We start from the raw sequence: 17,436 nt of genomic DNA, 5'->3' as shown, positions 1-17,436 counted from the left end.
GACGCCGCATTCAGCTGCACTCAGCCGCACATGGACGAAATCAAGATTCGTGGGGCCCGTACCCACAACCTGAAGAACATCAACCTCGATCTGCCGCGCAACCAGCTGATCGTGATTACCGGGCTTTCGGGGTCGGGCAAGTCGTCGCTCGCGTTCGACACGCTGTATGCGGAGGGGCAACGGCGCTACGTGGAATCGCTGTCGGCATATGCCCGGCAATTTCTGCAGTTGATGGAAAAACCCGACGTTGACCTGATCGAAGGTCTGTCGCCGGCCATTTCCATCGAGCAGAAGGCCACCAGCCACAACCCGCGTTCCACGGTCGGCACCGTGACCGAGATCCACGATTACCTGCGTCTGCTGTACGCGCGCGCCGGTACGCCTTACTGCCCCGATCACGGCCAGCCACTGGAAGCGCAAAGCGTGTCGCAGATGGTCGATGCCGTACTGGCGCTGCCGGCCGATACCAAGCTGATGATCCTGGCACCCGTGGTGGCCAACCGCAAAGGCGAGCACGTCGACCTGTTCGAAGCGATGCAGGCCCAGGGTTTTGTGCGTTTTCGCATCCGCTCGGGCGGCGGCACGGCGCACGAGGCCGAGGCCAAGGTCTACGAAGTCGACACCCTGCCCAAGCTCAAGAAGAACGACAAACATTCGATCGAGGTCGTGGTCGACCGCGTGAAGGTGAACCCGGAACTCAAGCAGCGTCTGGCCGAGTCGTTCGAAACCGCGCTGCGCCTGGCAGACGGCCGCGCGATCGCGCTGGAAATGGACACCGGCAAGGAACACGGCTTCAGCTCCAAGTTCGCCTGTCCGATCTGCTCGTATTCACTGCAGGAGCTGGAGCCGCGGCTGTTCTCGTTCAACAATCCGATGGGCGCCTGCCCGCACTGCGACGGCCTGGGCCAGATCACGTTCTTCGATCCGAAGCGCGTGGTGGCTTTTCCGAATCTGTCGCTGGCGTCTGGCGCGATCAAGGGGTGGGACCGCCGCAACCAGTTCTATTTCCAGATGCTGCAAAGCCTGGCGGCGTTCTACGACGTCGACATCGATGTCGCGTTTGAAGACCTGCCGGCTGAAATCCAAGAGATCGTGCTGCACGGCTCGGGCAAGCAGCAGATACCGTTTACGTACATCAACGAGCGCGGCAAAACCACCGTGCGCGAGCACGCGTTCGAGGGGATCATCCCCAACCTGGAGCGGCGCTACAAAGAGACCGACTCCATCGCCGTGCGTGAGGAGCTGGCCAAGTACCAGAACAACCAGCCCTGCCCCGAGTGCCACGGCACCCGCCTGCGCCGCGAGGCCCGCTTCGTTAAGATCGGCGAAGCCGACCAGGCACGCGGCATCTACGAGATCAACGGCTGGCCGCTGCGCGATGCGCTCACGTATTTCCTGACGCTGAACATGCACGGCGCCAAGCGCGAGATTGCCGACAAGATCGTCAAGGAAATCACCGCGCGGCTGAACTTCCTGAACAACGTCGGGCTCGATTACCTCTCGCTGGAGCGCAGCGCCGATACGCTGTCGGGCGGGGAGGCGCAGCGCATCCGCCTGGCGTCGCAGATCGGCTCGGGGCTGACCGGCGTGATGTACGTGCTGGACGAGCCGTCCATCGGCCTGCACCAGCGCGACAACGATCGGCTGATCGGCACACTCAAGCACCTGCGCGATCTCGGCAACTCCGTGCTGGTGGTGGAGCACGATGAAGACATGATTCGCGCGTCGGACTACGTGGTCGACATCGGCCCCGGTGCCGGCGTGCACGGTGGTCAGATCATCGCCGAGGGCACGCCCCAGCAGGTCGAGCAATCGCCGGCGTCGCTGACGGGCGATTACCTGTCGGGCAAGCGCCGGATCGAAGTGCCCAAGCAGCGCACGGCCCCCGATGAAGAGCGCTGGCTGCGCATCATCAACGCCAGCGGCAACAACCTGAAGAACGTGTCGGCCGATATTCCGATCGGGTTGCTGACGTGCATCACGGGCGTGTCGGGTTCGGGCAAGTCGACGCTGATCAACGACACGCTGTACCACGCAGTGGCGCGCCATCTGTATGGCTCGACGCCGGAGCCGGCAGCGCACGATCGCATCGACGGCCTGGAGCATTTCGACAAGGTCATCAACGTCGACCAATCGCCGATTGGCCGCACGCCGCGCTCGAACCCGGCAACCTACACGGGCTTGTTCACGCCGATTCGCGAGTTGTTTGCCGGCGTGCCGTCCGCCAAGGAGCGCGGGTATGACCCGGGCCGCTTCTCGTTCAACGTCAAGGGCGGCCGCTGCGAAGCGTGCCAGGGCGACGGCGTGCTGAAAGTCGAGATGCACTTCCTGCCCGACGTATACGTGCCCTGCGACGTGTGCCACGGTAAGCGCTACAACCGCGAAACGCTCGAAGTGCTTTACAAGGGCAAGAACATCACCGAAGTGCTGGAGATGACGGTGGAGCAGGCGCACGAGTTCTTCGCGCCGGTGCCGGTGGTGCGCCGCAAGCTGCAGACGCTGCTGGATGTGGGCCTGGGCTACATCCGCCTGGGGCAATCGGCGACGACGCTGTCGGGCGGTGAAGCGCAGCGCGTGAAGCTGTCGCTGGAGCTATCGAAGCGCGACACAGGCCGCACGCTGTACATCCTGGACGAACCGACGACCGGCCTGCACTTCCACGACATCGAACTGCTGCTGAAGGTCATCTACAAGCTGCGCGATCACGGCAATACGATCGTGATCATCGAGCACAACCTCGACGTGATCAAAACGGCGGACTGGCTGCTCGACCTGGGCCCCGAAGGCGGTGCGGGCGGCGGGCAGATCATCGCCAAGGGCACGCCGGAGGATGTGGCGAAGAACAAGGCGAGTTTTACCGGGAAGTACCTCGCACCGCTGCTCAAGCGCAAATAAGGCGGCACCGGCGCAGCCGCTTGCAATCAAGCCGCTGCGCCCTACGATGAAGAGCGTTCCCATCGCACAGGAGCGTCGCCATGGACCTCACCGTGGTGCCCATCGTCAAGCCGGAGGCGACCAACTTCATCTTCGGCCAGTCGCATTTCATCAAGACCGTGGAAGACCTCCACGAGGCGCTCGTGGGCGCGGTGCCGGGTATCCGCTTCGGCATTGCGTTCTGCGAGGCATCGGGCAAGCGGCTCGTACGCTGGTCAGGCAATGACGAAACCGCTCTTCAGCTCGCGCGTGACAACGCGCTCGCCATTGGCGCGGGCCATACCTTTTTGATCTTCCTGGGTGACGGGTTCTTTCCCGTCAATGTGCTGGCTGCCGTACGCGCGGTACCGGAGGTGTGCCGCATCTACTGCGCCACAGCCAATCCGACGCAGGTGATCGTCGCGCAGACGGAGTTGGGGCGCGGCGTGCTCGGCGTGGTGGACGGCGCCTCGCCGCTGGGTGTCGAAACCGATGCCGACATCGCGTGGCGCAAGGACCTGCTGCGGCAGATCGGCTACAAGCTCTAAGTCAAACGCCCGGGGAATCCGGGCGTTTGCTTATTTGGTCAGGGCCACGCGCAGGCCCAGCCCAATGAAAATGCAGCCGCTCACCCGGTCGAGCCACAGCGACGCGCGTGGCGTGCGGCGCATCCAACCGCCCAGCGCAGCCGCGCACCAGCCGTAGAGGCTGAACACGACGATGGTCTGTGCCATGAACACGCCGCCCAGCAGCAACATCTGCAGCGCTGCGTGACCCGCCTGCGCATCGACGAACTGCGGCAGGAACACCACGAAGAACAGCGTCACCTTCGGGTTGAGCAGATTGGCGAAGACGCTCTGGCGATACACGCGCCAAAGGTCGGGCGCCGCCTGCGGTCCAGCAGGATTCAGGCCGACGCTGCCCTTGCTGCGCAGTGCCTGGATGCCCAGCCAGATCAGGTACGCCGCGCCTAGCCAACGAATCGCCTGGAACGCCACCGGGGACGACTGCAGCACGGCGGCCAGCCCGAGCGCCGCCAGCGTCGTATGAAAGAGGCACCCTGATGCAAACCCCGCCGCGGCAGAGAGCCCCGCCTTGCGGCCTTGGCTGGCACCGCGTGCGATGACCTGAAGGTTGTCCGGCCCCGGCATCACCGTGATCGCAATCGAGGTCAGCAGGAACAGCCATACGTGAGGCATCGACGTCTCCCAGGGTCCCGCGGAAATGGAAAGGGTCATGCTACTGCGCGCAGCAGTCAGCCGTCATATTTTTGTCACATGGGCGTATGGGACCAGCTCATCACGCGAATGCAGCTGGTAGCCACTCAGTGCCCATCGAAGCGGCAGACCGTGAAGAGCGGCAGACCGCCCTCGATCAGCAGTTGCGAGCCGCCCAGTTCAGGCAGGTCGACAATCGCCGCGCCCTCGACCACGGTTGCGCCCAAGCGTTCGAGCAGGCGCTTGCCGGCCAGCATGGTGCCGCCAGTGGCGATCAGGTCGTCGATCAACAGGACGCGGTCGCCGGGCTTGCAGGCATCGGCATGGATTTCCACTGTCGCGCTGCCGTATTCGAGCATGTACTCCTCGGCCACCGTGTTGAACGGCAGCTTGCCTTTCTTGCGGATCGGCACGAAGCCCAGGTTCAACTCATACGCCACGATCGAGCCCAGGATGAATCCGCGCGCGTCGATGCCCGCCACCAGGTTCAGCCCCTGCCCCATGTAGCGATGGACAAACACGTCCACCAGCACGCGCAGGCTCTTCGGGTCCTGCAGCAGCGGCGTGATATCGCGAAACATCACCCCGGCCTGCGGCCAATCCGGCACCGTGCGGATCCGGTCACGCAGGTAGCGCGACACATCGCCCAGTTCGGTGGACGCGGGAACGGACGACGGCGTCAGCAGCGCCGCCTGGTGATGAGGGACTTGGCTCATGGCAAAAACAGGAAAGCAGGAAACGTGGTCTGCGGTAATGGGCTACCACCCGGGCCGAATGGCGCCGAACCACAATGGGGAAACCGCAACCATACAGGAGACACGGCGATGGCAAAGAAAATTCTGATGCTGGTTGGCGACTACGTAGAGGACTACGAGGTCATGGTTCCCTTCCAGGCGCTGCAGATGGTCGGCCACACGGTGCACGCTGTCTGCCCGGACAAGCGCGCCGGCGATTCCGTGGCGACCGCCGTTCACGATTTCGAAGGTGCACAGACGTATTCCGAAAAACCCGGTCATCGCTTTACCGTCAACGCCACCTTTGCCGATGTTGACCCGGCAGCGTACGACGCGCTGGTCGTGCCCGGCGGCCGGGCGCCCGAATATTTGCGACTGAACGCCCGCGTGCTTGAGGTCGTACGTCACTTCTTCCACGCGGACAAACCCGTCGCAGCGATTTGCCACGGTGCCCAGTTGCTGTCGGCGGCGGGCGTGCTGGAAGGCAAGACGTGTTCCGCCTATCCGGCATGTGGCCCCGAAGTCACGGCAGCGGGCGGCACTTTCAAGGACATTCCCGTCGACCAGGCGCACACCGATGGCAAGCTCGTCACGGCACCCGCCTGGCCGGCACATCCGGCTTGGTTGGCGCAGTTTCTTGAAGTCCTGGGCACGCGGGTTCTACACTGATCCGGCTGCCCGCACGCCGGGCACTCCAGGAGCCCCGGCCATGTGCGAAATCTTCATCCGCGCCAATCCCCATTCGTACGACAGCCTCGCGCGTTCGCTACGCCTGCACGGCGTGGCGACCAGCGTGCGGCTGGAATGCCTGTTCTGGGAGGTGCTGGAAGAGATCGGCCAGCGCGATGGTCTGACGGTCAACCAGCTCATCAGCAAACTCTATGACGAGCTGTTGGAGCGACGCGGCGAGGTGGCGAATTTCGCGTCGTTCCTGCGCGTCTGCTGCCTGCGGTATCTGAAGCTGCAGCAGGACGGGCGCATTCCGGCCGATACGCGGGTGTCGATCAGTTCGCTCGATGCCGCGACGGTGCTAGATGGCCTGCCGCCCAACATGGCGGATGCGCCGCCGCCGCGCCGCTCGCGCGGGCCACTGCTCGAATCGCTCGTGAAGTAAGCGGCGGCATCAACGCGGCGAGAGCCGCTCCTCTGCCATCTGCAGCCCCTCAGGCGTGCCGCGCAGCACGACGATATCGCCCAGTTCCAGCACGGTGTCCGGATCAGGATCGAGCGCGCGAATGCCCTGGCGCCGGATCGCCGTGACCGAGGTCTTGAACGTCTCCAGCCCCATCGTCCCGAGCTTCCGGCCGATGGCTGGCGACCCCTTCGCCAGCGGCACCGAATGCAGACGCACGGCGTCGCGCTCGAGCATGTCTTCTTCGTCATCCTGACCGTGAAAGTAGCCGCGCAGCAGGCTGTAACGCGCATCGCGCATCTGCTGCGCGCGCCGCACCACACGGCGCAGCGGCACGCCCAGCAGCACCAGCGCGTGCGAGGCCAGCATCAGGCTGCCTTCGATGATCTCCGGGACGACCTCGGTGGCGCCGGCCTGCTGCAGGCGGTCAAGGTCCGCATCATCGATCGTGCGCACGATCACGGGGAGGGTCGGCTCCAGCGCCTGAACGTGGTGCAGCACCTTCAGGGCGGACGCCGTGTCGGCGTACGTAATGGCGACCGCCGCAGCACGGTGGATGCCGGCGGCCACGAGTGACTCGCGCCGCGCCGCATCGCCGTAGACCACATGTTCGCCCGCTGCCGCGGCTTCGCGCACGCGGTCGGGGTCCAGATCGAGCGCGACGTAGCCGATGCCCTCCTGCTCCACCATGTGCGCCAAGTTCTGGCCGCTGCGCCCGTAGCCGCAGATGATGACGTGGCGCTCGGTGGCGATGCTCTGTGCGGCAATTTTGGTCATGGCCAGCGATTGCATCAGCCAGTCGGTGCGCGACAGCCGCATGGCGATCACGTCGCTGTACTGGATCAGGAACGGCGCCAGTAGCATCGACAGCAGCATCGCCGCCAGGATCGCCTGGCCGAGCAGCGGGTCGATCAGCCGCATGCCGTCAATCTGGTTGAGCAGCACGAAGCCGAATTCACCGGCTTGGGCCAGCCCCAGCGCCGTGCGGATCGCCGCGCCGCCGCCCGAGCCGAAGGCGCGCGCCAGCAGCGCGATCAGCACAAACTTGAACAGCACGGGCCCGGCCACCAGTGCCAGCACCAGGGCCCAGTGATCGACCACCACTCGGGGGTCCAGCAGCATGCCCACCGTCACGAAGAAGAGGCCCAGCAGCACGTCGCGGAACGGCTTGATGTCTTCTTCCACCTGCAGCTTGTACGGTGTTTCCGATACCAGCATGCCGGCCAGGAACGCGCCCAGCGCCATCGACAGGCCCAGCCGCTCCGTCAGCGCGGCCATGCCCAGCGTGACCAGCAGCAGGTTCAGCATGAACAGTTCCTGCGAGCGCCGTGCGGCCACCAGATGGAACCAGCGCGACAGCAGCTTCTGCCCGAGGAACAGGATCAGCACCAGCGCCACGGTGATCTTCAAGGCGGCAACGGAGAGCGCCAGCACCAGGTCCGTCGGGTTCTTGCCCAGCGACGGAATCACGATCAGCAGCAGCACCACCGCCAGATCCTGGAACAACAGCACGCTGATGATGTTGCGGCCGTGCTCGGTCTCCAGCTGCAGGCGCTCGGCCAGCATTTTCGAGACGATGGCCGTGGACGACATCGCCAGCGCGCCGCCCAACGCGAGCCCCGCCTGCCACGACAGCGGATACCAGTGCGAGAGCAGCAGCGACACGGGAATCGTCAGCAGCATGGTCAGCACCACCTGTGACGCCCCGAGCCCCAGCACTAGCCGCCGCATCGAACGAAGCTTGGAGAGGTTGAACTCCAGCCCGATCGAAAACATGAGGAACACCACCCCGAATTCGGCCAGATAGCGCGTCTGGGCAGAATCGGACTCGAGCCCCGTCGCCTTCGGCCCGATCAGCACGCCCACCACGAGGTAGGCCAGCATCGGCGGCAATTGCAGCATGCGGAACAGCACCACGCCGATGACGGCGGCGGCCAACAGCACAAGGGTGAGTTCCAGCGGCGAATGCATGCGACGCGAAAAACCGATCGAAAAGGGGTTGGACAGGAGGTGCAGCACCCGCGCATCAGGACGGTGCGTGCACAAACGAGCACGCAGGCGCTGCAAGACCGATGCCAGGGTATAGACGAAGAACGCGATACGCGAGACGCCGCACAGCAAAAATGACGGCGTGGCGACGGGCAGAAAAGTGATTTGAAAGCCGATTTTCGCGGCGCAGCAAACGGAGCGCCCGCACGCTCCGCCACTCCCCGCAAGCCAAGCCCCGACGCGCCACCCGCGGCCGAGAACTGTGTCAATCGTTGTTATACTTCGCCGCCATGATAGCGAATTTCAATCCGGATCGAGCACTTGCGCTTGCGCAGCAAACCTTCGACATCGAAGCGCAAGCCGTACTCGGCCTCAAAACCCAGGTGTCCGCCGACTTTGCGCGTGCGGTCGAAATGGTGCTCGGCTGCACCGGCCGCGTCGTCGTGTCCGGCATGGGCAAATCGGGCCATGTGGCGCGCAAGATTGCCGCCACGCTGGCCTCGACCGGCACGCCAGCGTTTTTCGTCCACCCCGCCGAAGCCAGCCATGGCGACCTCGGCATGGTCACCCGCGACGACGTTTTCATCGGCTTTTCCAATTCCGGCGAAGTCTCGGAGTTGAACGTCATCCTGCCGCTCGTCAAACGGCTCGGCGCAAAGCTGATCGCCGTGACTGGCAACCCGGAGTCCTCGCTCGGCAAGCATGCCGACGTCGTGCTCAACTCGCACGTCGATGTCGAGGCCTGCCCGCTGAACCTGGCTCCCACCGCCAGCACCACCGCCCAGATCGCGCTGGGCGATGCGCTCGCCGTGGCCGTGCTGGACGCACGCGGCTTCGGTGCAGAAGATTTCGCCCGCTCGCATCCGGGCGGCTCGCTCGGACGCAAGCTGCTGACGCATGTGCGTGACGTCATGCGCGCCGGCGACGCCATCCCCCGGGTGAACGAGGACACGCCGCTCTCGCAGGCGCTGATGGAGATCACCCGCAAGGGTATGGCAATGACCGCCGTGGTCGATGCCGAAGGCCGCGCCGTGGGCGTGTTCACCGACGGCGACTTGCGCCGCCTGCTCGAGACCCCGCGCGATTGGCGCACCGTGCCCATCCACGAGGTCATGCACCACAACCCCCGCTCGGTCGGCCCCGACCAACTCGCCGTGGAAGCCGTCGAAGTCATGGAAACGCACCGCATCAACCAGTTGCTGGTGGTCGATGCCGCCGGCCTGCTGGTGGGCGCGCTGCACATCCACGACCTGACGCGGGCCAAAGTCATCTGACCCGCTCTCGCCACTGATGACCACCCCGGCCGATCCTGTCCACAGCAACATCGAAGCACGCTTTCCGCAGGCAATGGAACGCGCCGCGCGCGTGCGCCTGATGGTGTTCGATGTGGACGGCGTATTGACCGACGGACGCTTGCTGGTCGGCCCCGAGGGCGAAATCAGCAAGGCGTTCGACACGCTCGACGGCCACGGCATCAAGCTGCTGGCACAGGCGGGGGTCACGCCAGCCATCATTACCGGACGGCAATCCGAAATCGTGGCCTGGCGCGCCGGGGAACTCGGCATCGAACATCTGTACCAAGGCGTAGCCGACAAGCGCGAGGCATTTGCCCACCTGCTGGCCGCCACGCAACTTCAAGCGGCCGATACCGGCTACATGGGCGACGACTGGCCCGACCTGCCGGTGATGGCGATGGTGGGCTTTACCGCCTGCCCTGCTCAGGCCCATGCCGAACTGCGCAGCCGCGCTCACTATGTCGCGCAAGCCAGGGGCGGACGCGGCGCGGTGCGCGAAGTGGCCGACCTGATCCTCAAGGCCCAAGGCGCCTACGACGCCCTGCTCGCACAACTGCTGCGCGCCGCGCAACCTTCCTGACTCCATGGCCAGCGAACGCTCCCAACGCCTCGTCTCCTCCGTGCTGCAGATCATGCTGCGCGGGCTGCCGATCCTGCTGATGGCGATCGTCTGCGGCGTCACGTTCCTGCTTGTGCAGGTCAACACACCGCAAACCGACGAAGCCGCTACGCAGCCCAAGCGCCACATTCCCGACTACACCATGGACGGCATCTCGGCGACCGCGCTGGACGAGATCGGCACGACCAAATATCGGTTTACCGGCGTCCACATGAATCACTATGAGGACGACCTGACCTACGACGTCACGTACCCGGCGCTGCGCGTCTATGCGCCCGACCGGCCGCAGGTCACCGCCCGCGCGGATCTCGGCAAAATGAACGGCGACGGCACGATCATCGATCTGTACAACAACGCCAAGGTCATCCGCGCGCAAGGGCCCGACGCCCGCCAGGACCCGCTGATGACGGCGGACTCGACCTACTTCCAGGTGCTGCTCAACGAGGACATCGTGCGCACCGACAAGCCGGTCGAACTGCACCGTGGGCCGTCGATCATGAACGCCAACGGCCTCACCTTCAACAACGTGACGCGCCAAGTACAATTGCTGGGCAATGTGCGCGGCCGAATCGAAGGGCTGGGGGCGCCGAAGCAGTAAACTCTGCCCCCGACACCTGACGACGCCCAACGACCGCGCCCACCCCTCACGTGATTCCCATGACTGATTCCCTCCGTGCCGCCGGCCTCGCCATCGTTGCTGCGCTGCTGTTTCCGGCCCTGCCCGCGCACGCCGAGCGCGCCGATCGCGACAAGCCGCTCGTGCTCGAAGCCGACAACGCCAGCTACGACGATCTGAAGCAGGTCTATCACTTGACCGGCAACGTGGTGCTGACCAAGGGCACCATGGTGCTGCGCTCCGACCAGGCCGATCTGCGGACGGACCCAGAGGGCTACAACTACGCGGTCGCCACGTCCAAGCCCGGGAACCTCGCCTTCATTCGCCAGAAGCGGGACAACGTCGACGAGTACATCCAGGGTTGGGGCGAGCGCATCGAATATGACGGCAAGCAAGAGATCTCCAAGCTGATCACGCGCGCGCGCATGGAGCGCCTGCAAGGCGCCACACAGCTCGACGAGATCCGCGGCGCCGTGATTACGTATGACGGCCAGAAGGAGTTTTACACGGCCTCGGGTGGCGGGGAAAATGCGACCGCCGCCAACCCGTCGGGCCGTGTGCGCGCGGTTCTAGCACCGCGCACCAGCACCCCCGCTGCACCGGCATCAAACCCGGCCGCCAAGCCCTGATCCGCACCGCTCGCCATTTCTGCTTCGCCTATGTCTGCCACCACCCTCGCCCCCAAAACTGCAGCGCCGCAGGCCACGACTTCCAGCACGCTGGTCGTCCGCCATCTGAAGAAGCGCTACGGCACGCGCACGGTGGTGAAGGACGTGTCGCTTGACGTGAAGAGCGGTGAAGTGGTCGGTTTGCTGGGCCCCAATGGCGCCGGTAAAACGACCTCGTTCTACATGATCGTCGGGCTGGTGGCGCTGGACGCCGGCGACATCGTGCTCGACGGCGAGCACATCAGCCGCCTGCCGATCCACCAGCGTGCACGCATGGGCCTGTCGTATCTGCCGCAGGAAGCGTCCGTGTTCCGCAAGCTCAACGTGCAGGAAAACATCCGCGCGGTGCTCGAGCTGCAGGAGCAGAACGGCAAGAAGCTTTCGCAAGACGAAGTCAATCGCCGCCTCAACGGCTTGCTCGATGACTTGCAGATCGCTCACCTGCGCGACAACCCTGCGCTGTCCCTATCGGGTGGTGAACGCCGCCGCGTGGAGATTGCCCGCGCGCTGGCCTCATCGCCGCGCTTCATCCTGCTCGATGAACCGTTTGCCGGCGTCGATCCGATCGCGGTGGGCGAGATTCAACGCATCGTCAGCTTCCTGAAAGACCGCAATATCGGCGTGCTGATCACCGATCACAACGTGCGCGAAACGCTGGGCATCTGCGATCACGCCTACATCATCAGCGAAGGCACCGTGCTGGCTGCAGGCATGCCGGAGCAGATCATCGAAAACGAGGATGTACGCAAGGTCTATCTGGGCGATAACTTCCGGATGTAAGCCGCTCTGCACGCTTACGCCTTAAGGACGTGCGAAGGGGCGTGGTAAGGCCGCACCTTAAAGCAAAATCCGTTCCATCGACGAAGTGTTGGGCATAGAATAGCCCGCATGAAACAGTCGCTCCAGCTCCGTCTCTCTCAGCATCTCGCGCTCACGCCGCAGTTGCAGCAATCGATCCGACTGCTGCAGTTGTCGACCATCGAACTGCAGCAGGAAGTTGAACAGGCCCTGACCGAAAACCCGCTGCTGGAGCGGGAAAACGAGTGGCTCGACACCTCCGCCCGCATTGGCGCAGACGGCTCCGTCAACGCGCTGCAAAGCAACAGCGCCACGCCCCTTCCCACTGAATCACCTCCGCCCGCACCCAACGGCGGCGACAGCAGCAACAGCTCGGACAGCAGCTACGAAAACGGCCACGACAACGGTGCCGATTTCGACAGCGATTACGGCTCCGACCGCTCCGACTGGAGCCTTGACGACTTCGCCCGCAAACCGCAATCCGATGAAGACGATCGTGCTCCGCTGCAGTTGCGCGAAGCCGAACAAAGCCTGCGCGAATTCCTCATGGAACAGCTCGCGCCGCTCAAGCTCTCGATGCGCGACAAGGGCCTCGTCATCTTCCTGATCGAGTCGCTCGACGACGAAGGCTATCTGTCGGGCACGCTCGACGAAATCCTCGCAGACCTACCGACCGAACTCGAAGTCGAACTGGATGAACTGCAAGCCGCGCTGCGCATGCTGCAGAGCTTTGATCCACCGGGCATTGGCGCGCGCTCTGCAGCCGAATGCCTCTCATTGCAACTGCATCGGCTCGACTCGCCCGCGAAGGCGCTGGCGCTCGTCATCGTCAATCAGCATCTCGAACTGCTGGCCGCGCGCGACTACACGCGCCTGAAGAAGGCCCTGTCCGTCGATGAGCCCGCGTTGAAGGCAGCGCATGAGCTGATTCGCTCACTGACACCATTCCCGGGTCATGCTTTCGGCCGTGCTGAAGCAGATTTCGTGGTGCCCGACGTGATCGTGCGAAAAACGAGCGCAGGCTGGATGGCGCAACTGAACCCCGACGTCATGCCGCGCTTGCGCATCAACGACATGTACGCGCAGATTCTGCGCAGCAGCCGTGGCGAGTCGGGCGCCGCCAATCTGCAGCAGAAGCTGCAGGAAGCACGTTGGCTGATCAAAAACATTCAACAGCGCTTCGATACGATCCTGCGTGTCTCGCAAGCGATTGTCGAGCGTCAAAAGAGCTTCTTCACGCACGGCGAAATCGCCATGCGCCCCTTGGTTTTGCGGGAAATAGCCGATACACTGGGTCTACACGAGTCCACGATCTCCCGTGTGACAACCAACAAATACATGGCGACCCCGATGGGGACGTTCGAGTTGAAGTACTTCTTCGGCAGCCATGTATCGACGGAAACCGGCGGGGCCGCGTCATCCACCGCGATACGCGCGCTCATCAAGCAACTTGTAGGAGCCGAAGACCCGAAGAATCCTCTGTCCGATAGCAGAATTGCCGAACTGTTAGGTGAACAAGGATTCGTGGTGGCCCGTCGGACGGTGGCCAAATACCGCGAAGCCCTCAAGATCCCTGCAGTGAATTTGCGCAAGTCTTTATAGCCGCATCGCGGGCAGTTCCGGTGCGGCTCATCTTGAGAAGGAGAACCGCTATGAACTTCAAACTCAGTGGACACCACCTGGACATCACGCCTGCTTTGCGTGAGTACGTGGAAACGAAACTGGAGCGTGTGATCAGGCACTTCGATCAGGTGATTGGCGTCAGCGTGTTGCTATCGGTCGATAACCACAAGGAGAAGGATCGGCGTCAGTACGCGGAAATCAACCTGCACCTCAAGGGTAAGGATGTCTTCGTCGAATCACACCATGAAGATCTTTATGCGGCCATCGACCTACTCGTCGATAAGCTCGACCGGCAAGTGATCAAATACAAGGACCGCGTGCAAGGGCACGATCGCGACAGCATGAAGCATCAGGCCTTCCAAGCCGTGCAGATGCAGCAATAGCAAGACCGCACCACAGAAACCGCGCCCCGAGGTGGCGCGGTTTTTTTATGTGGGGGTGCATTCGTGACGAATCCGATTGCAACCGATTTAAGTCGGGCTAAAATCTGACGAAAGTATGAACGCTGGCGTGGCGCGGCTTTTGGCGCGATGCTGGCAAAAACAGGGTCGATGCCAGGAGCACATTTCCGGCACCGGCCGATTGCAGCCCTGGGGGATTCGCTTCTCTGCCCTGCGCGGTGCACCTCTAGTGCGCCGCACAAAGCCGCGCGGCGCGTGGTCTATAATGACCCGATTGTCCGTGCGCCATCTTGGTGCAGAAGGACGCCGCTCATTTCACGCATTGCACATGAATCGCTTGGCCAAACTGCTGCCGCCCGGGAACATTGCCCTCGACGTCAGCGTAACCAGCAAGAAGCGGGTATTTGAACAGGCCGGCCTGCTGTTCGAGAACAACCACGGCGTGACGCGCGCAGTTGTCACCGACAACCTGTTTGCGCGCGAGTCGCTAGGCTCCACGGGCCTGGGCGCCGGCGTGGCGATCCCGCACGGCCGCATCAAAGGGCTCAAACAACCGCTGGCAGCTTTCATGCGCCTGTCCGAACCGGTGCCCTTCGAGTCGCCTGACGGCAAACCTGTCTCACTACTGATTTTCCTACTGGTGCCGGAACAGGCGACCCAGCAGCATCTGGAAATCCTGTCTGAAATCGCCCAGCTGCTGTCCGACCGCGACATGCGCGAAGGCCTCGCCACCCTGCCGTCGCCCGAGGCGATTCACCAGCTACTGACCGACTGGCGGCCCTGATCGCAGCGCAATCGGGGGCAAGCGCAACCGATTGCGAACGCGCCATGCACCGTCGGCACCACCGTGCCTTGCTATGGAACTGACCGGCGTCATCGCCCAATCGATCTTTGACGACAACGCAGCCGATCTTAAGCTGTCGTGGGTCGCAGGCCTGGAGGGCGCCGACCGCGCGTTCGACGTGGATTTCGCGAAGGAAGCGACCTCTGCTGCCGACCTGGTCGGACATTTGAACCTCATCCACCCGAACCGCATCCAGGTGCTCGGCAAGCCCGAGATCACCTACTACCAGCGTCTTTCGGAAGAAAACCGCAAGCGCCAGATGGGCGAGTTGATCCTGCTGGAGCCGCCCTTTCTGGTGGTGGCCGATGGAGTGGATCCGCCCCCTGACCTGGAGCTACGCTGCACGCGCTCGTCCACGCCGCTGTTCACGTCGCCGATTTCCTCGGCTGCCGTCATCGATCATCTGCGCTTGTACCTCTCGCGCATCTCGGCACCGCGCGTGACGATGCACGGGGTGTTTCTCGACATCCTGGGCATGGGCGTGCTGATCATGGGCGATTCGGGCCTCGGTAAAAGCGAATTGGGCCTGGAACTGATCTCGCGCGGTCATGGCTTGGTGGCCGACGATGCTGTCGATTTTGTCCGCCTGGGGCCAGACTTCATCGAAGGTCGCTGCCCGCCGCTGCTGCAGAATCTGCTGGAAGTGCGCGGACTGGGGTTGCTCGACATCAAGACGATCTTCGGTGAGACGGCTGTGCGCCGGAAGATGAAGATCAAGCTGATCGTCCAACTCGTGCGCCGCAACGATGGCGAATTCGAGCGCCTGCCGCTCGACTCGCAGTACCTCGACGTACTCGGGTTGCCAATCCACATGGTGAAGATCCAGGTGGCGGCCGGCCGCAACTTGGCCGTGCTGGTCGAGGCCGCCGTGCGCAACACGATCCTGCGCCTGCGCGGCATCGATACGTTGCGCGACTTCATGGACCGCCAACGCGCCGCCATGCAAGCCGAAGCCGCATCCCACTCGCCCCAGGGCCGCCTGCTTTAACAAAGCCGCCACAAAGTTTCGTATTCAGACCGGTTTACCCTAGTTTTCGCTGCGAAACGTCAACCCGACGTGCGGCCTCCCCGTTGTGGGAGGGAATGCGCCGAGCACACACGCGGCGGCGTTCATCGCGAGCGCGGCGGCTTTTTCCGCCGGCTCTTCTGACGGTACCAAGGAGAATACGACGATGAAACAACTGATTGCCGCTTGCGCCCTGGCGCTCCCGTTCCTGGCCGGCCAGGCTTTCGCCCAAGGCAGCGCACCCGCAGCCGCGCCGACCGCCCCAGCAGCCAAGAATTCGCAGCAGGACAAGATGAAGCAATGCAACATGGACGCCGCCGGCAAGAAAGGCGACGAGCGTAAGGCTTTCATGAAAGGCTGCCTGTCGGACAAGCCGGCAGCTGCCGCCAAGCCGATGACGCAGCAGGAAAAGATGGCGGCCTGCTCCAAGGCCAACAAGGGCAAGAAGGGCGACGAGTACAAGAACGCCCAGAAAGAGTGCCTCTCGAAAGGCTGAGCGTTCCCTTAGCCTCGCTTAAACAAAGGCGGCCGGATCGGTCGCCTTTTTTGTTGGTCGCTGCTTTGCAATACAGGGATGCTATCCTCGCGGCATGCGGATCATTCTCATCACCGGTATGTCGGGTTCAGGGAAATCGGTCGCCCTGAACGTACTCGAAGACGCAGGTTACTACTGCGTCGACAACCTGCCCGCGCAGTTCATCCCCGAACTGGCGCGCTATCTGGCGGACCAGGGTTATACGCATCTTGGCGTGGCCACTGACATCCGCAGCCGTGAGTCACTGCGCAAGGTGCCCGAGACGGTCACCGTGCTGCGCAAGGAACACGACGTTCGCATGCTGTTTTTGACGGCGAGCACGAACGCGCTGGTGCAGCGCTATTCCGAGACGCGCCGCAGGCATCCGCTGTCGATCCGTAACGGCCGCCCGGATGCCGCCGCCAATGTTCAGGCCGCCGCCAAGGGTCTCGACACCTCGCTGATCGAAGCGATCGAGATGGAGCGGGAGTTGCTCAGCCCGCTCGCCGATCCGGCACATCGCATCGACACCAGCACGCTGCGCACCAACGCCTTGCGCGCGTACATCAAAGAATTCATCAGCGACGAGCCGCACGACATCACGTTGATGTTCGAATCGTTCGGCTTCAAGCATGGCGTGCCGACCGACGCCGATCTCGTCTTCGACGTGCGTTCACTGCCCAACCCGTACTACGACACGCAATTGCGCCCACTCACGGGCCGCGATCAGCCCGTCATCGATTTCCTGCAAAGTCAGCCGATGGTCCTTGCGATGGCAGAAGACATCCGCGCCTACGTGGAAAAGTGGCTGCCGAGTTTCATCGCCGACAACCGCAGCTACCTGACCGTCGCAATCGGCTGCACGGGAGGTCAACATCGCTCGGTGTACATCGCGGAACGGCTTGCCACGTACTTCCGCGCGCATGGTAATGTGTTGGTCCGCCACCGCGAATTGGCCGTAGACGGCTGAGCGCGCCGGAAATCTACCGCGCGAATCCGTCCCGTTTGGATGCGGCTTCTTGCGCGGCGCCACGCGAAGGTCTTGCCGCCGCCTGCTGAAAGCCCGT

General features: G+C 63.5%; 18 protein-coding genes. 15 read left to right on the top strand and 3 right to left on the bottom strand.

The window, feature by feature from the left end; translation table 11 throughout:
- Positions 1–30: 30 nt before the first annotated feature.
- Positions 31–2,895, top strand: a complete 2,865-nt coding sequence (uvrA, locus tag RP6297_RS01440) for an excinuclease ABC subunit UvrA (protein ID WP_037027659.1) — start codon at positions 31–33, stop codon at positions 2,893–2,895.
- Positions 2,896–2,975: 80 nt separating this feature from the next.
- On the top strand, positions 2,976–3,461 hold the full coding sequence (locus RP6297_RS01435; RefSeq protein WP_004633365.1) for an adenosine-specific kinase: 486 nt from the start codon (positions 2,976–2,978) through the stop codon (positions 3,459–3,461).
- Between the two features lie 30 nt (positions 3,462–3,491).
- On the opposite strand, the gene RP6297_RS01430 is transcribed toward RP6297_RS01435, so the two are convergent.
- Entirely contained in the window at positions 3,492–4,112 is a 621-nt protein-coding gene (locus RP6297_RS01430) for a LysE family translocator (RefSeq protein WP_037027662.1), read from the bottom strand.
- A 125-nt stretch (positions 4,113–4,237) separates the two neighbouring features.
- A complete protein-coding gene (locus tag RP6297_RS01425; RefSeq protein ID WP_004633367.1) occupies positions 4,238–4,846 on the bottom strand; it encodes an adenine phosphoribosyltransferase in 609 nt (202 codons plus the stop codon).
- A 108-nt stretch (positions 4,847–4,954) separates the two neighbouring features.
- Between RP6297_RS01425 and RP6297_RS01420 the strand changes: the two genes are divergently transcribed.
- Together RP6297_RS01420 and RP6297_RS01415 are read left to right on the top strand one after the other, a co-directional pair.
- A complete protein-coding gene (locus tag RP6297_RS01420) occupies positions 4,955–5,533 on the top strand; it encodes a DJ-1/PfpI family protein (protein WP_037027664.1) in 579 nt (192 codons plus the stop codon).
- Positions 5,534–5,573: 40 nt separating this feature from the next.
- Positions 5,574–5,978, top strand: a complete 405-nt coding sequence (locus RP6297_RS01415; RefSeq protein WP_012761104.1) for a ribbon-helix-helix domain-containing protein — start codon at positions 5,574–5,576, stop codon at positions 5,976–5,978.
- Positions 5,979–5,987: 9 nt separating this feature from the next.
- On the opposite strand, the gene RP6297_RS01410 is transcribed toward RP6297_RS01415, so the two are convergent.
- Positions 5,988–7,967 carry a monovalent cation:proton antiporter family protein gene (locus tag RP6297_RS01410; RefSeq protein WP_043415614.1) on the bottom strand — a complete coding sequence of 660 codons (1,980 nt, stop codon included), beginning with the start codon at positions 7,965–7,967 and terminating at the stop codon, positions 5,988–5,990.
- Between the two features lie 308 nt (positions 7,968–8,275).
- On the opposite strand from RP6297_RS01410, the gene RP6297_RS01405 reads away from it, so the two are divergent.
- The 11 genes from RP6297_RS01405 to rapZ all read left to right on the top strand — a co-directional run bounded on the left by RP6297_RS01405 (position 8,276) and on the right by rapZ (position 17,339).
- Entirely contained in the window at positions 8,276–9,259 is a 984-nt protein-coding gene (locus RP6297_RS01405; RefSeq protein WP_037027665.1) for a KpsF/GutQ family sugar-phosphate isomerase, read from the top strand.
- 16 nt (positions 9,260–9,275) lie between these two features.
- On the top strand, positions 9,276–9,860 hold the full coding sequence (locus tag RP6297_RS01400; protein WP_037027667.1) for a KdsC family phosphatase: 585 nt from the start codon (positions 9,276–9,278) through the stop codon (positions 9,858–9,860).
- Between the two features lie 4 nt (positions 9,861–9,864).
- Positions 9,865–10,497, top strand: coding sequence for an LPS export ABC transporter periplasmic protein LptC (gene lptC / locus RP6297_RS01395; protein WP_012761100.1), 633 nt, complete (start codon positions 9,865–9,867; stop codon positions 10,495–10,497).
- Positions 10,498–10,556: 59 nt separating this feature from the next.
- Positions 10,557–11,144 carry a lipopolysaccharide transport periplasmic protein LptA gene (gene lptA / locus RP6297_RS01390; RefSeq protein WP_037027668.1) on the top strand — a complete coding sequence of 196 codons (588 nt, stop codon included), beginning with the start codon at positions 10,557–10,559 and terminating at the stop codon, positions 11,142–11,144.
- 30 nt (positions 11,145–11,174) lie between these two features.
- Entirely contained in the window at positions 11,175–11,963 is a 789-nt protein-coding gene (lptB, locus tag RP6297_RS01385; protein ID WP_037027669.1) for an LPS export ABC transporter ATP-binding protein, read from the top strand.
- A gap of 108 nt (positions 11,964–12,071) precedes the next feature.
- The gene (locus RP6297_RS01380; RefSeq protein ID WP_012761098.1) at positions 12,072–13,583 is read left to right on the top strand and encodes an RNA polymerase factor sigma-54; all 1,512 of its coding nucleotides are present in this window, start codon (positions 12,072–12,074) and stop codon (positions 13,581–13,583) included.
- 50 nt (positions 13,584–13,633) lie between these two features.
- Positions 13,634–13,987, top strand: a complete 354-nt coding sequence (hpf, locus tag RP6297_RS01375) for a ribosome hibernation-promoting factor, HPF/YfiA family (RefSeq protein ID WP_004633388.1) — start codon at positions 13,634–13,636, stop codon at positions 13,985–13,987.
- A gap of 346 nt (positions 13,988–14,333) precedes the next feature.
- The gene (gene ptsN, locus RP6297_RS01370; RefSeq protein ID WP_012761097.1) at positions 14,334–14,789 is read left to right on the top strand and encodes a PTS IIA-like nitrogen regulatory protein PtsN; all 456 of its coding nucleotides are present in this window, start codon (positions 14,334–14,336) and stop codon (positions 14,787–14,789) included.
- A gap of 73 nt (positions 14,790–14,862) precedes the next feature.
- Positions 14,863–15,837 (top strand): HPr(Ser) kinase/phosphatase, encoded by a 975-nt coding sequence (gene hprK / locus RP6297_RS01365; RefSeq protein ID WP_004633393.1) that lies wholly within the window; start codon positions 14,863–14,865, stop codon positions 15,835–15,837.
- 184 nt (positions 15,838–16,021) lie between these two features.
- A complete protein-coding gene (locus RP6297_RS01360) occupies positions 16,022–16,351 on the top strand; it encodes a PsiF family protein (RefSeq protein WP_037027670.1) in 330 nt (109 codons plus the stop codon).
- A 94-nt stretch (positions 16,352–16,445) separates the two neighbouring features.
- Positions 16,446–17,339: an RNase adapter RapZ gene (gene rapZ / locus RP6297_RS01355; protein WP_012761095.1), complete on the top strand. Its 894-nt coding sequence runs from the start codon at positions 16,446–16,448 to the stop codon at positions 17,337–17,339.
- Positions 17,340–17,436: the final 97 nt, after the last annotated feature.

This window comes from Ralstonia pickettii (genome assembly GCF_016466415.2).
Classification (GTDB): Bacteria; Pseudomonadota; Gammaproteobacteria; order Burkholderiales; family Burkholderiaceae; genus Ralstonia; species Ralstonia pickettii.
The sequence above is the reverse complement of the archived record's forward strand: the minus strand, read 5'-3'. Positions and strand labels throughout refer to the sequence as shown.